General features: G+C 38.0%; 13 protein-coding genes, 1 rRNA gene and 2 pseudogenes (1 of these 16 running past the window's edge). 4 read left to right on the plus strand and 12 right to left on the minus strand.

Annotated features, from left to right (window positions below; translation table 11 throughout):
* A 16S ribosomal RNA gene (locus tag C4H12_RS08520) occupies window positions 1–1014 on the minus strand (it extends 498 nt beyond the left edge of the window).
* Window positions 1015–2026: 1012 nt separating this feature from the next.
* On the opposite strand from C4H12_RS08520, the gene C4H12_RS08525 reads away from it, so the two are divergent.
* From C4H12_RS08525 to C4H12_RS08540, 3 genes are all read left to right on the plus strand, one after another.
* On the plus strand, window positions 2027–3262 hold the full coding sequence (locus tag C4H12_RS08525; RefSeq protein ID WP_106098548.1) for a site-specific integrase: 1236 nt from the start codon (window positions 2027–2029) through the stop codon (window positions 3260–3262).
* A gap of 871 nt (window positions 3263–4133) precedes the next feature.
* The gene (gene mobA, locus C4H12_RS08535) at window positions 4134–4583 is read left to right on the plus strand and encodes a conjugal transfer protein MobA (protein WP_095900567.1); all 450 of its coding nucleotides are present in this window, start codon (window positions 4134–4136) and stop codon (window positions 4581–4583) included.
* 30 nt (window positions 4584–4613) lie between these two features.
* Entirely contained in the window at window positions 4614–4829 is a 216-nt protein-coding gene (locus C4H12_RS08540) for a hypothetical protein (RefSeq protein WP_095900566.1), read from the plus strand.
* Window positions 4830–5214: 385 nt separating this feature from the next.
* Here the strand turns inward: C4H12_RS08540 and C4H12_RS08545 are convergent, their stop codons facing one another.
* From C4H12_RS08545 to C4H12_RS13900, 10 genes and pseudogenes are all read right to left on the minus strand, one after another.
* Complete coding sequence (locus C4H12_RS08545; RefSeq protein WP_232748778.1) at window positions 5215–5562, minus strand: hypothetical protein; 348 nt, start codon at window positions 5560–5562, stop codon at window positions 5215–5217.
* 35 nt (window positions 5563–5597) lie between these two features.
* Window positions 5598–7931 carry a ribonucleoside-diphosphate reductase subunit alpha gene (locus tag C4H12_RS08550; RefSeq protein WP_106098549.1) on the minus strand — a complete coding sequence of 778 codons (2334 nt, stop codon included), beginning with the start codon at window positions 7929–7931 and terminating at the stop codon, window positions 5598–5600.
* 8 nt (window positions 7932–7939) lie between these two features.
* Window positions 7940–8521: a peptide deformylase gene (gene def, locus C4H12_RS08555; RefSeq protein ID WP_106098550.1), complete on the minus strand. Its 582-nt coding sequence runs from the start codon at window positions 8519–8521 to the stop codon at window positions 7940–7942.
* 54 nt (window positions 8522–8575) lie between these two features.
* Entirely contained in the window at window positions 8576–9550 is a 975-nt protein-coding gene (locus C4H12_RS08560; RefSeq protein ID WP_106098551.1) for a ribonucleoside-diphosphate reductase small subunit, read from the minus strand.
* Window positions 9547–10146: a YceI family protein gene (locus tag C4H12_RS08565; RefSeq protein ID WP_254424738.1), complete on the minus strand. Its 600-nt coding sequence runs from the start codon at window positions 10144–10146 to the stop codon at window positions 9547–9549. Before C4H12_RS08565 ends, C4H12_RS08560 begins: the two co-directional genes overlap by 4 nt.
* Entirely contained in the window at window positions 10146–11588 is a 1443-nt protein-coding gene (locus tag C4H12_RS08570) for a M17 family metallopeptidase (RefSeq protein ID WP_095900504.1), read from the minus strand. The genes C4H12_RS08565 and C4H12_RS08570 overlap by 1 nt, the downstream gene beginning before the upstream one ends.
* Window positions 11589–11593: 5 nt before the next feature.
* Entirely contained in the window at window positions 11594–12208 is a 615-nt protein-coding gene (locus C4H12_RS08575; RefSeq protein ID WP_106098553.1) for a peroxiredoxin, read from the minus strand.
* Window positions 12192–12677 (minus strand): tetratricopeptide repeat protein, encoded by a 486-nt coding sequence (locus C4H12_RS08580; protein ID WP_095900502.1) that lies wholly within the window; start codon window positions 12675–12677, stop codon window positions 12192–12194. Before C4H12_RS08580 ends, C4H12_RS08575 begins: the two co-directional genes overlap by 17 nt.
* Entirely contained in the window at window positions 12670–13275 is a 606-nt protein-coding gene (locus C4H12_RS08585) for a superoxide dismutase (protein WP_106098554.1), read from the minus strand. Before C4H12_RS08585 ends, C4H12_RS08580 begins: the two co-directional genes overlap by 8 nt.
* 231 nt (window positions 13276–13506) lie before the next feature.
* A pseudogene (locus C4H12_RS13900) lies at window positions 13507–13758 on the minus strand (hypothetical protein); the annotation flags it as partial.
* A gap of 24 nt (window positions 13759–13782) precedes the next feature.
* Here C4H12_RS13900 and C4H12_RS08595 point away from each other — a divergent pair.
* Window positions 13783–14046 (plus strand): annotated as a pseudogene (locus C4H12_RS08595) (mobilization protein); the annotation flags it as partial.
* A gap of 92 nt (window positions 14047–14138) precedes the next feature.
* Here the strand turns inward: C4H12_RS08595 and C4H12_RS08600 are convergent.
* The gene (locus C4H12_RS08600; RefSeq protein WP_004339683.1) at window positions 14139–15104 is read right to left on the minus strand and encodes a CfxA family broad-spectrum class A beta-lactamase; all 966 of its coding nucleotides are present in this window, start codon (window positions 15102–15104) and stop codon (window positions 14139–14141) included.
* Window positions 15105–15203: the final 99 nt, after the last annotated feature.

Consider the following 15203-nt stretch of genomic DNA (forward strand, 5'->3'; position numbering starts at 1 on the left):
TCCGAAGAAGGGCGTATCTCTACACCTGTCAGTCTCCATTTAAACCTTGGTAAGGTTCCTCGCGTATCATCGAATTAAACCACATGCTCCACCGCTTGTGCGGGCCCCCGTCAATTCCTTTGAGTTTCATTCTTGCGAACGTACTCCCCAGGTGGGATACTTATCACTTTCGCTTAGCCACTCAGCCTTACAACCAAACAGCTAGTATCCATCGTTTACAGCGTGGACTACCAGGGTATCTAATCCTGTTCGCTCCCCACGCTTTCGTCCATCAGCGTCAATTAATTGTTAGTAATATGCCTTCGCTATCGGTGTTCTGTGTAATATCTAAGCATTTCACCGCTACACTACACATTCCAACTACTTCACAACCATTCAAGACAAACAGTTTCAAAGGCAGTTGCTTAGTTGAGCTAAGCGCTTTCACCTCTGACTTATCTGCCCGCCTACAGACCCTTTAAACCCAATGATTCCGGATAACGCTTGCATCCTCCGTATTACCGCGGCTGCTGGCACGGAGTTAGCCGATGCTTATTCATAAGGTACCGTCATCAAAGTACACGTACTCCTTATTCTTCCCTTACAAAAGCAGTTTACAATCCATAGGACCTTCATCCTGCACGCGGCATGGCTGGATCAGTCTTCCGACCATTGTCCAATATTCCTCACTGCTGCCTCCCGTAGGAGTCTGGTCCGTATCTCAGTACCAGTGTGGGGGACATCCCTCTCAGAACCCCTATCTATCGTAGCCTTGGGGAGCCGTTACCTCTCCAACTAGCTAATAGAACGCATACTCATCTTTCACCACCAAGGCTTTAATAGTTCCACGATGCCGTGAATCTATACTATGGGGTATTAATCCAAATTTCTTCGGGCTATCCCCCAGTGAAAGGCAGATTGTATACGCGTTACGCACCCGTGCGCCGGTTTCAGCCCGAAGGCTTATCCCTCGACTTGCATGTGTTAGGCCTGCCGCTAGCGTTCATCCTGAGCCAGGATCAAACTCTTCATCGTTAAAATCTTTAATGTTTTAAACCGACTTTCAAGTTATTGACTTCAGGTTTCACTCAATTCTTTAAATCTTTGTTTTGTGCTGTACAACATTATGTCAATGTACGTGTTGTTTTCTTACGCTTACAAGACTAATTTTCGTCTCATTTGCGGGTGCAAAGGTACGGCGTTTTTTTAATTCTCCAAATTTTTTCAAGACTTTTTTTGAAGTTTTTTTGAGTTTATTTGTTAAACGGTTGATTGTCAGTGATGTGAGAAGTGAAGTTTTTTTTGATGAAAAAAGGATGGAAGGGAGAAAAGGGGGGATATGGGGGAGTTGTAGGGAAATATGCGGGGGAAAATGTAGGGATGTGGGGGGAAGGCGGGAGATAGCTTTTCTGATTTTTTCCGGTAAAATATAGAAAAATATGCAACCTTGTAAGTTTATACTTTAGTTAAACTTATTGCTTGCTAACTTTTCTTGAGTTTTTTACATCGCATTTTATTTAATGTTTTGGGTATTTTGTTGCGGATTTGGCAAAAAGAGGTTTTGATTTTAATACTGCTGATATTCAATAGAGTAAGGATTATCCTTCGTTTATAGTTCGTTTATCCTTCGTTATTGGTTCGTTCAGGTTGGGGGGGTGTTTAGGGGATGGATGAGGGATGATTGGGAGAAAGGGGATTGATTATTAAGGGATTGTATTTTTAAGAAGGCGCAAGTATTGGGGTTGGATTCTTTTAAAAAATTCGCAAAGAAAATGAGGTTTGATTGAAAATTACGAATAAAAAGCAAAACTACAAAAAATAATGTAATTAGCTCATACAAAGAGGATTAATTTTTTGACAGGAAGATAAGAGAAGACAGAGTCTTAGATATTTTAGATAGGTTTTTTCAAAAATAGGTTTCTAAATCGTTACCTACTATACTGAAAAATATTTTTTATTAATAGGTTATATTTCAGTGTTTTACACCTTTTTTCATATTGTACAGTAACTTGATAAAAAGTACTTTCGCAAATTAAAAAATTAGAGTATGAAAAAAGTAAAACGCTCAACTTTTAAGGTATTGTTCTACCTTAAAAAGAACGCCCCAAAAAAGAACGGTAAAGTTGCTATTATGGGGCGTATTACCATTGACAATCAGGTAGCTCAGTTTAGTACCAAACTTGAAATCCTTCCACAGAAATGGGATTTGAAGTACGGAAGGGTAACAGGTAAAACAGAAGAAGCTACCCAACTTAATCGCAAGCTGGAAGAGATTCGCTCACGTATCATTACTCATTATGAGGTGTTGATGAAGTACGAGGGAGTGGTTACTGCTCAGAAGCTAAAAGCTACTTTTCTAGGCATAGGAGTAATGGAAGATTCCTTGCTAAAAGTCTATGAGAATTTCAAAGAAGGCTTTGCCTTGATGGTAGAAAAAGGTGTTAGAAGTTACAGCACTCTTAACAAATATGAGAATGTATACACTCATTTGAGCGAGTTTATCCAGTACAAATACCGCAGAAGTGATATTTCTTTCAAAGAGCTTACAGAAGACTTTATTAATGATTTTGACTTTTACCTTAGAGTCAATAAAAGTCTTACTCACAACACAATATGGGTTTATATGATGCCCCTTTGTAAAATGGTAGAAATAGCTATAGACAAGGGTATCATCTATCGTAATCCCTTTAAGAATTACATAAGCTCTATGGAGGAGAAAGACAGAGGCTATTTGCTTAGAGAGGAAGTAGAAACTCTTTTACAATATCACCCTAAGAGTGCTTCTGCTGAATTAGTACGAGACCTATTTGTTTTTAGTTGCTTTACAGGTTTTTCGTATATTGACATTAAGCAGCTCAAAAAAAGTCACTTACAATCATTCTTTGACGGCAACAAATGGCTTATCAAACGACGTCAGAAATCCGATGTGCCTTGTAATGTTCGTCTGTTGGATATAGCCGAGAAAATTATTGAAAAATATGAGGGTACGACTCGTACAGAGGCACTATTTCCTACACCCTCCAATGCTAATTGCAACCTCCTGATTAAAAAGATGATGAAAGATTGTAACATCATTCGTGAAAAACCTATCTCCTTTCACTGGGCACGCCATACCTTTGGTACTCTGTTCTTAACAGAAGGGGTTCCCTTGGAAAGCGTTAGCAAGATGATGGGACATAAGAATATCAAAACCACCCAGATTTATGCTAAAATCACCAATGAGAAAATTAGCAAGGATATGGAAATTGCTGCCGAACGATTAAAGAATTTAAAGATAGGCTAACTAACAAATTTCTTCTTAGAATTAAAATCCATTGATAACATTTCAAAAAGAGATGTGTCAATGGATTTTTTTGTTGCCTTACAGAAAGCTATTAGAAGAGAAAAAGACTTCAACAAATAAGGAAAAGGATATTCGTTTGTCACAAATAGAAATACGTCATTAAGACTTACCTATTTTCCCTGTTTTAAACACTTAAGGCACGTAATGGCGGTTCGTTGTTCGAGTGCAAAGGTATTTCTGTGTTATTAACGCTTCTTGCAAGGTCAAGCCCGATGGGTTTTCAAAAAAATCTCCAGCCCTTGTCCGTTGTCCTGCGGGTAGTATTTTTTTGAAAAACCTTGCAGAAGCTAAACACAGACCTTTTATGGCACTCGAAACGAAACCAGCTCATTCCGACCTTTAAGCGAATAAAAAAAATGTCAAATATGAGAAAAATGCCGCTTCTTACAGATTGTTTTTTAAAACGAATACCGCTTTTCCTCCCATTGTCGAATAAAAAATTTCAAACTATGTAGCTACTTAATTACGTTTTTACTTTCGTACATACTTGCTTGCTTTGATACGTGAATGCAAAGTAATGTACAAATATACATATAGCTTTACATAGAATTGTAAATAACTTTGTAAGTAAGTGATTGATTAAATATATTGCTAATATGCCCTAAATCACTTTATGAGCTTGTAGTGTTTATCTTCTTTTCTTATGGTTAATTAAAATTTGACCTTTAGGGAGAATTTTCTGTTCACCCGAACAGAGCAAGTTGTGTTTTGAGGCACGCATTAGGCGTTTAGGCACTCAAAACCACTTGCCCTTGCAGGGAGCCGAAAACCTCTCCAAAGTCGTGGTTTTTACTTACTAATGAAATTGTATATGGACAATAAATTACAACCTCAAAAACGAAAATTAGGAAGAGTTCCTAAAATAGATAAGGCTATTTACCGGTATACTATCAGTTTCAATCAGGTAGAACATACTCGATTTTTATCTCTTTTCGAACAATCAGGAATGAAAGTCAAAGCTCATTTTATCACTTCGGTATTATTTTCCAAAGAAATCAAAAGTGTAAAAATCGATAAATCAGTAATGGATTTTTATATCAAACTCACCGAACTCTATGGACAATTTCGGGCAGTGGGCGTGAATTACAATCAGATAGTAAAGATTTTGTATCGCAATTTTTCCGAAAAGAAAGCCGCTGCCTATCTGTTTAAACTCGAACAGCAAACCGCTCAAATGGTGGCTATCTGTAAAGAAATTATGGCTCTTTCGCAACAATTAGAACAGCATATCACTGAAAAAAACAAGAAAAATGGTCGCTAAAATACATCGAGGAAGTAATCTTTTGGAAGTATGGACAACCAAAAGGTAAATACCGAGATGAAAAATTATCAGAAAATCCCGCAAATTCTATCCTTTTTAGATGAAGAGGGAACAGATAAGATGCAAGAACAAATACAAACCAATTACAAGCAAGTGAAGTTAGATATTGTCAAACTTATCAAAAACGAACTTGAACACATCGAAAACGATTCTAATTTGGCTCATTTCCAAACATCATATAAGTAATAAGTAGTTGATTTTGTTGAATATGATTTATTTTCTATGTAATGAAAAAAATCAGTTCTTTAAATTATTGATTATAAACAATTTGTTTAATTTAGAATAATATAAGGTAACGACTTAATAACGGAAATAATTTCATTGATTTTACTTGTTTTGTGTCGTAACTCAATGTCGCAGAGTTACGAACTATTTACAAATCGGCGAAAAAACTTCTACCTCTTTCAAAAGGTTAATAGTAAGACAATCTCAAGTGTCATCGAACCAAAATGTGAGTATTGAAACGAAAAACATTTATCCTAATTCTTAATATATATGCACCGTTTACTCTCCATTTTAATGAAATTACTTTGTTCTTAATCTCCGTTATTATATTAATTTTTCAGAGTCATCAACATTTACGTTTTTGTTCATACAAAGTTCTCCACTTCCGTTTTTCAAGTTCGCGTTTCAGGAGCATCGTAGCGATAACCCTACTGATGGGCGTGTTGTTATTTTCTTGCAAGGCTACTTTGAGTTTTTCTTCCGAAACATCTACCCGATAAAGTATGCTGATAAGCTTGTTGAAATCCGTCTGAATCAAAAAATCTACATACGCAACTAAAACCTCAAATTGTTCTCCAAAAGAAATGTTTTTTTCAATACTTACTTCTTTATTTAATTGAGAATAAACTTCTCGAATAGCAAGTTTCTTTTCTTCCAAAGAAATTAGAGAATCGTTATTTGATTGATTTTCCATCTTTTTATTTAAAAACGAATAGTTTCAATAGAAAGTTAACTTCCACACGCCAAACATTCCTCAGGGTTGTCTAGCGAGCAGGCTACTTGTGATTGTCCTAAAAGCAGCTGCGTATCTACGGTAAATTTGATGGCATCTACGGCGGCTTTGGTGCGGAGGTAGTACATACCCGTTTTGAGTCCGCTTTTCCACGCGTGGAAGTGCATCGAGGTGAGCTTTGCCAAATTCGGCTCTGCCATAAAGAGGTTGAGCGACTGCGACTGACAGATAAACGCTCCTCGCTCTGCCGCCATATCAATGATGGTTTTTTGCTTGATTTCCCAAACGGTTTTGTACAATTCTTTCAGCTCCGTAGGGATTTCAGGAATGTTTTGCACCGAACCATTTTCGGCGATGAGTTTGTTTTTCATCGTAGGGTTCCAAAGTCCCAACTCGATGAGGTCTTTGAGTAAGAATTTATTCACCACCACAAATTCGCCCGAAAGCACACGGCGGTTATAAATATTGCTGGTGTAGGGTTCAAAGCACTCATTGTTGCCCAAAATCTGCGAAGTAGAGGCGGTAGGCATCGGTGCTAAAAGAAGCGAATTGCGTACGCCGTGGGTCATCACCTCTTGGCGAAGTTTTTCCCAATCCCAACGGTCAGAAGGGACAACTTGCCACAAATCAAACTGAAATTTCCCTTCCGAAAGCGGCGACCCTGCAAACGAGCTGTATGCCCCTTGCTCCTTTGCCAAGTCCATCGAGGCTTCCATCGAGGCAAAATAAATCGTCTCGAAAATATCCTTGTTCAGCCTCCGAGCTTCTGGGCTTTCAAAGGGCAAACGGAGGAGTAAAAACACATCTGCCAAGCCCTGCACGCCTAAGCCTATCGGACGATGGCGGTCGTTGGAAGTTTTGGTCTCAGGAATGGGATAATAATTTCCATCGATGATTTTATTGAGATTTCGCGTAACGATTTTGGTTACTTCGTAGAGTTTTTGAAAATCAAATCCCCCACTGGAAACATAGCGAGGCAATGCCAAGGAAGCCAAATTGCACACCGACACCTCATCGGCGTTGGTATATTCCATAATTTCGGTGCAGAGGTTAGAACTGCGTATCGTACCAATGTTCTTTTGGTTTGATTTTTCATTCACGGCATCTTTGTAGCACATATAAGGCGTGCCGGTTTCTATTTGAGCTTCGAGAATGGCTGTCCAGAGTTCGCGTGCTTTGATTTGCTTGCGGAATTTTCCTTCGTTTTCGTAAGTGGTATAAAGTTCGTTGAATTTTTCGCCATACACCTCGTACAGCCCTTGTGCTTCGTTGGGGTCAAAGAGCGACCACATTTGGTCGGCTTCTACGCGTTGCATAAAGAGGTCAGGAATCCAAAGGGCAGGAAATAAATCCCTTGCGCGCATCTCCTCCTTACCGTGATTTTTACGAATATCAATAAAATCAAAAATATCCGAGTGCCACGGTTCGATATACACGGCAATGGCACCTTTGCGTTTGCCTCCACCTTGATCTACATAACGAGCCGTATCGTTGAACACGCGAAGCATCGGAATGATGCCGTTGGAAATTCCGCCAGTCCCTTTGATATAACTGCCTGTGGAACGAATGTTGTGAATGCTCACGCCAATTCCGCCTGCCGATTGCGAAATCAAAGCACAGCGTTTGAGGGTATCGAAAATCCCTGCGATACTGTCTTCGGTCATACTCAGCAAGAAGCAAGACGACATTTGCGGTTTGGGCGTACCTGCGTTGAAGAGCGTTGGTGTGGCGTGGATAAACCATTTTTCGCTCATCAGGTTGTAAGTTTCAATCGCTGCCTGAATATCTTCTTTGTGAATGCCCAAGGCGACACGCATAAAGAGATGTTGCGGTCGTTCGGTTACCTTTCCGTTGGTGCGAATGAGGTACGAACGCTCCAAGGTTTTGAATCCGAAGTAATCAAAATTATAATCACGGTCGTAGATGAGACTGCTGTCGAGTTCATCTGCGTTTTTACGAATGATTTTATAAATTTCTTCCGAGATGAGCGGTGCGTGGGTTTGGGTTACAGGGTCGGTGTATTCGTAAAGCAATTTGGCGGTTTTAGAAAAGGATTTGAGGGTATTTTTATGCAAATTGCTCACCGCGATGCGTGCCGCCAAGACCGAAAAATCGGGGTGAATGGTGGTTTGTGCAGCGGCGGTTTCGGCAGTGAGGTTGTCCAGTTCGGTAGTGGTAACATTGTCGTAAATCCCTTGAATTACCTTTTTAGCAATTTCGATGACATCTTTTTCCGAAATCGATAATCCGTAGATGAGTTTATAAATACGAGCCGTGATTTTATCAAAATGAACGGCTTCTTTTTTTCCGTTTCTCTTTATTACAAACATTTCTTTCTTTATTTGAATTTCATAAAATAATTGGGTTGTAGTTTCCCTTTCAATAATTTTTGAAGTTTGGATTGCATCAATTTTTTCGTCAAGGGTTTCACGCGGTCAATATAGAGAATGCCTTCCAAATGGTCGTATTCGTGGAGAATCACGCGTGCGGTCATTCCGCTAAAAGTCTCGGTAATGGTTTCAAATTGCTCGTTTTGGTAGCTCAATTCTACCGACCACGAACGGGCTACTTTTCCTGATAAAAAAGGCAAACTCAAACAGCCCTCTACTTCTTCCCATTGTTCTTCGGAGAGATTTTTTATTTGCGGATTGATAAACACTCGCCGAATACCCGTGTCGCCTTTTTCGAAATAGGCTATTTTATCCCTTTCGTCCATCGCCTCGTAAAGCAATTGAGAATCGGCAACGAACAACCGCAACGATTTTCCGACCTGCGGTGCTGCCAACCCACAGCCATTGGCCTTTTCCATCGTTTCCCACATATTGGCGATGAGTTCGTGCAAATTGGGAAAATCAGAGGCTACGGCTTGTGCCTTGACTTTGAGTACATTATTTCCGTAAGCAAATATGGGAAGTTTCATTTTTTTAATGGTTTTATTTGGCTAATAGCTAATGGCCGATAGCCAATAGTTATTTTAAAAATCTTCATCGAGTGAAAAGGTGTTTTGTTCGCTGTTGGTTTGTGCTACGCCTGTTTTTTGGTATTCGCCTACACGCCGTTCGAAGAAATTGGTTTTTCCTTGCAGAGAAATAAGTTCCATAAAATCAAACGGATTGGTAGCGTTCCACACTTTATTGCACCCCAAGGCAACGAGCAATCTATCGGCTACAAATTCGATGTATTGGCACATCAGTTCGGCATTCATTCCGATGAGTTTCACAGGGAGTGCATCGGTAACAAATTCCTTTTCGATAACAACGGCATCTACGATGATTTCTCGTATGGTTTCTTCCGAAAGTTTGTTTTGTAGATGATTGACATAGAGCAAACAAGCAAAATCGCAGTGCAAGCCTTCGTCCCGACTGATGAGTTCGTTAGAAAAGGTGAGCCCTGGCATCAAGCCGCGTTTTTTGAGCCAAAAAATAGAGCAAAAACTTCCTGAAAAGAAGATGCCCTCCACCGCAGCAAAGGCGATGAGTCGCTCGGCAAAACTTCCTTTGGTAATCCATCGCAACGCCCATTTTGCTTTTTTGGTAACACACGGAATGGTTTCGATGGCACGAAGCAAATAATCCTTCTCGGCAGGGTCTTTCACATAAGTATCGATGAGGAGCGAGTACATCTCGGAATGGATATTTTCAATCATAATTTGAAATCCGTAGAAACATCGTGCCTCAGGATATTGCACCTCTTGGAGGAAGTTGATGGCAAGATTTTCATTCACGATGCCATCACTGGCAGCAAAAAAAGCCAACACTCGCGAGATGAAAAATCGTTCGTTGTCGTTGAGTTTGTTTTGCCAATCGTGGAGATCGGGCGACAAATCTACTTCTTCTGCCGTCCAAAAACTGGCTTCGGCGTTTTTGTAGAATTGCCAAATATCATTGTGCTGTATAGGAAAAATGACAAAGCGGTCTTTGTTGTCTTGTAAGAGGGGTTCGGTAATCATTTTTTAGTTTCTTTTAATTTTACAGACGCCTGAATATCAACATTTTCCCATACTTTACTTATACCATCAACACCTTTATGCAAATCAAAACAAACTGAGTTAAGTACTTCTAAGGCTTTCAAAGCTTTAAAATCTTTCAAATCGATAGAAGATTTGACACTCAATAAATTATCTTTGAATTGAATTTCTGCTGGAATATTATTCACACTAACTCCATTCATTCTTAGCTTAATAGTCCATTGATGGTTTTCAAAAATGAATTTTCCTGATATTTTTCCTGCTTCGTTCATCAATCCGAAAAAGGAATTTTTAATTTTTTCATCTCTGGAAGGATCTCCTGTTGATAACTCCAAAGCACGAATAGAAAACTCAGCATTGTTTAAAAAATCTTCAATGGATTTTCCTTCTGAAAGGTTGATTAAGTCCACCGATTGAAAAGTTCCTTTTACAGGTAATTTCTCGGTAGTTTTATATGCCGTCCATTCTACTTTTGCTGAATTTTCAACGGGTTCAAAAGATGATTTTTCATTTTTACAAGAATACAACAATGTACCTCCTATACCTAATAGTACGATGAATAATTTTTTGATTTTCATTAGCATTTACTTTTTACAAATTCATAAATCAGTCTTACAGGCACTGCTGTTGCTCCGCTTTGTTTATAGCCTTTTTTGTCTTTGAGGAAAGCAGCCCCTGCGATATCGAGATGTACCCAAGGGTAATCGGTAAAATGCTCCAAAAATTTGGCTGCTGTACTCACTCCGCCGATGGGTCCGCCAATGTTTTTAAGGTCGGCAATATCAGATTTTATGAGTTCGCCGTATTCTTTCCAAAGAGGGAGCTGCACAATGCGTTCATAGACTTCCTCGCCAATGGATTTTAGAGCATCGATACTTTCTTGGTGGTTGGAAAGTCCTGCAATTCCGAAACTCCCTGTAATCGCCGCCGAAGCTCCCGTGAGCGTAGCCATATCAATCACTAATTCAGGGTTGAATTTTTTCGCATAGCAAAGTGCATCTGCCAAAACAAGTCGTCCTTCGGCATCGGTATTTTGCACTTCTACCGTAGTGCCGTCCATTATGGTAATCACATCATCTACCACTAAGGCATTGGAATTGATTTTGTTATCCGTGGCGGGTACAATACCAATCACATAGTAAGGCAATTGATTCCCCGCAATTACCGAAATGATACCCAATACAGCGGCACCACCTGCCATATCGCATTTCATTGTACTCATTACGCCGCCCACTTTGAGTGAGTAACCGCCCGTATCGAACATTACACCTTTGCCTACCAAAACCAAAGGTTGAGAATTGACCGCATTTTTCGGTTTGTAGTGCATAATATTAAAAGTGGGTGGTGTTTCCGAGCCTTTATTCACGCCGAGCAAACCTCCCATTTTTAGGGTTTCGATTTGTTTTTTATGAAGAATTTCCGTTCCAAAACCGAATTTTTCACCTGCTTCCTGCACCCATTCTGAAAACTTGAGAGCATCCATATAATTAACAGGTTCATTTACTGCGTTTTTGGTGAGGGAAATGGCTTCAAGAACTGTGTTAAGTTCATTGTATTGCTTTTCAGAAAGAGCGGTTTCCGAAACAAATAGCGTGATTTTACCCGTCTTTTTTTTGGATAGATATTTATCAAAATGATAACTGCTAAGCAACACACCTTCCAAGAGGGCGTATTTTTCTTTTTCGGAGAAAAGTTCCAGATTTTCAAGAACCGCCTCCACCGAAGATGAAACAGAAGATGGTTGTAGTTGTTGCACAATGGTTGCCCCTACTTGTCTTAAATCCTCTAATTCGTATTTGGAAACGGCTACCAGCAAACTTTTTTCTTCTTGCCAAAGATGCCAATGTTTATTCTCCTTATCCTCAAACGACTGATGAATTTCTTCTTTCAAATTTTCCTGAATATCAATATTTTGCAAATCTTTTTGGCTACGAATAAAACGAATTATTGTGCCTTTCTCAAACGATAATTTGTCGGCAGTATAGCGTTTTAGCTCTGTATAAAGGTAAGTATCGATCATTTTATTTATTTTTTTAATTGTTGAGAAAGTGTTTGTTCTCCCGCCTTCCACCCACAAGCGGTTAATTCTTCTGTTTGGAGAGCATCTAATACGCGAAGTACTTCATCTACATTTCTTCCCACATTCATAGGATAAACGCTCACCCATTGTATAATTCCTTGTGGGTCAATGATAAAAGTAGCTCGATAAGCAACTTTTTCTTCGCAATTTAAAATTCCCATTTCTTCGGCTAAAGATTTGGAAGTATCGGCAAGCATTGGAATAGAAAGTTCTGCTAATTGTGGATGATTTTCTCTCCACCCTAAATGTACATATTCGGTGTCGGTAGAAGCACCAATCAACATAGCGTTTCTTTCCAGAAATTTTTTATTATTTTTATTAAATTCTATAATTTCTGTTGGACAGACGAAAGTAAAATCTTTAGGCCACCAAAAAAGCACCATCCACTTTCCTTGTTCGGCTGCGTAGTTGTGTGTGATTTCAGAGATTTCTATGCCTTTCTTTGTAGAAATAACGGCTTTTTTAACAAATTCTGGTAATTTATCTCCAATGCTTAGTATTCCTTTTTGGATGAGTTGTAATTGCTCTTTCTGAACCAATTTTTTAATTGAATTGCACATAATCAAATGTTTTTATATTTTCTAAATTGTTTGTTATCAATCGTTTTTTCAAGTAAGTTAAAAAAATAGTTTTACTTATTGTATCTAAATTATTTTTTTGAATAAAGTTTATGTAACTAATGACAGATTTTTTCAATTCTCCCTGAATTTCTTCTTTTTTATAATTCTTTTCATAGAGATATAAAAGAAAATATATCACTTTTTGCAACATTTCCTCTGCATTTTTCAAATCTTTTATTTCCTGATAGCAATTTGCCAAGTTGTTACACGAAACAACGTACAATTGTACAAAAGGAACTTTCAGTCGGACGCAATCGAGAAAATTACCATTAAGCACTTCAGCTCTGTACAAGGCATTTAGATAGCCACTCAAAGCAACTTCATAATTTCCTTCGTTAAAAGATTCATTGGCTTCTTCGGTTAAAATCTTCCAATAATTTTCGATATGGTTTACACAAGTATCACTCATTATATTTCAAGTTTTGGTTAGCAAAATTCCAGTTTACAAGTTCCCAAAAACCTTCCACGAATTTGGGTCTTGCATTTCGATAATCGATATAGTAGGCGTGCTCCCACACATCGAGGGTAAGGATAGGAGTTTTATTTTCAGTCAGTGGAGTGAAAGCATCTTTCATTGGGAGAATTTCTAATTTTCCTTCCTGATTTTGAGCCAGCCACGCCCAACCAGCACCGAATAATTTTACGGCAGTGGCAGAGAATTGTTCTTTAAAATTTTTAAAACTTCCGAAATCGCGGTTGATGAGTTCAGCGATTTTTCCAGTAGGATTTTTTCCGCCATCGGGCGAGAGACAATTCCAAAAAAAGGAATGATTCCAATGTTGAGCTGCATTGTTGAAAATGGCTACTTGGTTTTCGTTGTAGCTTTTTCGGATGATGTCCACGATGTCTTTTTCCGCCCATTCGGTATCTTTTACCAATCCCGCAAGGTTGTTTACATAGGCAGCGTGATGCTTTTCGTAGTGATAATCAAAAGTTTCCTCTGTAATAATCGGATTTAGAGCATTTTTGTCATACGGAAGCTCTGGGAGTGTGTGATTAATATTCATTATTTTTCAGGTTTAAATAGTTAGCTTAATTGATTTTCAATTGTTTAATATTATTATTTTTAATATTTTTAGATTTGCAAAAATAATAATTTAGATTTATCTAAAAAAATAAATTGATGATTTTTTTATTTATCTTTTCAATATAGTTTTTTAATAATTTGTAAATCAAATATATAAAATAAAGTTTGATGTTTTACACGTTATTTATTTTTTGTTTTTTTCGGTGAGATGCTATTCTAATCTTTGCGAAAGAGTCATAATTTCTTTACAGATAGCCACTATTTGAGCGGTTTGTTTTTCAAGTTTAAACAGATAGGTGGAGGCTTTCTTTTCGGAAAAATTGCGATACAAAATCTTTACAATCAGATTGTAATTCACTCCCACTACCCGAAATTACCCATAGAGTTCGGTGAGTTTGATATAAAAATCCTTTACCAATTTACCGATTTTTACACTTTTGATTTCTTTGGAAAATAATACCGAAATAAAAATATATCTTAAATGCCTAAAGAAATGACTGAAAGTCTTATAGTCAAAAAAGAAGCCCTGAAATGTAGCGGTAAAATCTATTCCGAGCAACACAGGCGGAACTTTGATATAAAGGATGATATTTTAAGGGTGGAAAATGACCCTGACGATGAAAGCAGGCTGAACCTGACAATAAACAGGAAGCCGATTGCCGACTGGTTCAGGGAGCAATGGCACAGGCTTAGATATGGAGCAAGAGTGCCGCAACAGGAAGAAAGAAAAAGTAGAGGATTCAAATTATAATAGAAGCAATTTGATTAGTAATCTAAAAGCACTCCGATAACGATTAGAGTGCTTTTAGATTGTTTATCATTAATTATCAAAGCAAGTGCAGTTTAAGATTTTACTGAAGTTTGCATTAATAAAGAATATACTACAGCTGATATATGCGCAACATATTGTGACGCTTGTGATTCATTTCCCTTGAAATCCTTAACAAATACCGCTAAGGTATAACTGATATTATTAGGCAGACATATATAGGCAACATCATTGTGAGCTGCAAGAACACCATTTTCATTAACATAACCTGAACCTGTCTTATGCGCTATAACAACCCCTTCTTTATCAAGAAGTGGAGCTGCTATCCTATCTACACCTGTTTTGCATTCTTTTAACGTATTCTTAATGAAACTTTGTTTCTCATCATCGATAAGACCTTCAGTAAACAAACGATTCATCAACATTGCAGCACCAAGAGGAGATGTATAGTTAGAGTAAGCCTTGTTATGGTCAGCCGACATTTCCTCTTCCGTATAAGCTATCTGAAAACTTGAACGAGGAATGAGTGTGGCTATAAAACTATCTGTTTGAGCGACATTAACCATATCCTTAAACATAAGGTTGCTTGCATTGTTGTCACTCTGAGTAAGAGTATAACGCAGCAAATCTCTCACTGTCAATGATATGACTGGCCCTGAATAATCTTTCAGCATAGGACTCCAAGTCTTTGGGTCAAGTTTATCCCTATTTATATTTACTAAGGTATCAAGTGAAATTCCTTTATTGTCAAAGTCATTACAAAGAGCTAATGCCTGATGAACCTTAAACACACTCATCATAGGATAAACACTCTTATTATTGACCTTAACCGTATCTCTGTTATTAACAATAACCGCCACACCAATTTCGCCAGGACAAGCTGAGACAATTTGAGAAATGCTATCAGTCAAAACATTTGTTAAAGGAGGATTTGCGCTATCTTTTGTCGCTGATTTATGGAACAATGAAAATACCAAGATGAAAATGCAAACTAAAGCTATACTCAAAACTACGATTTGTTTTTTTCTGTTTTTTTCCATGTTTATATTATTTATTTAAATATAGGGCAAAATTACAAAAGTTTTTTTACTCTCACAAAGGCTTAGGCAAGTTTTTTATTTCTTGTAGTAATTCTACTA

It is taken from the genome of Capnocytophaga sp. oral taxon 878, from assembly GCF_002999135.1.
Lineage (GTDB): Bacteria > Bacteroidota > Bacteroidia > Flavobacteriales > Flavobacteriaceae > Capnocytophaga.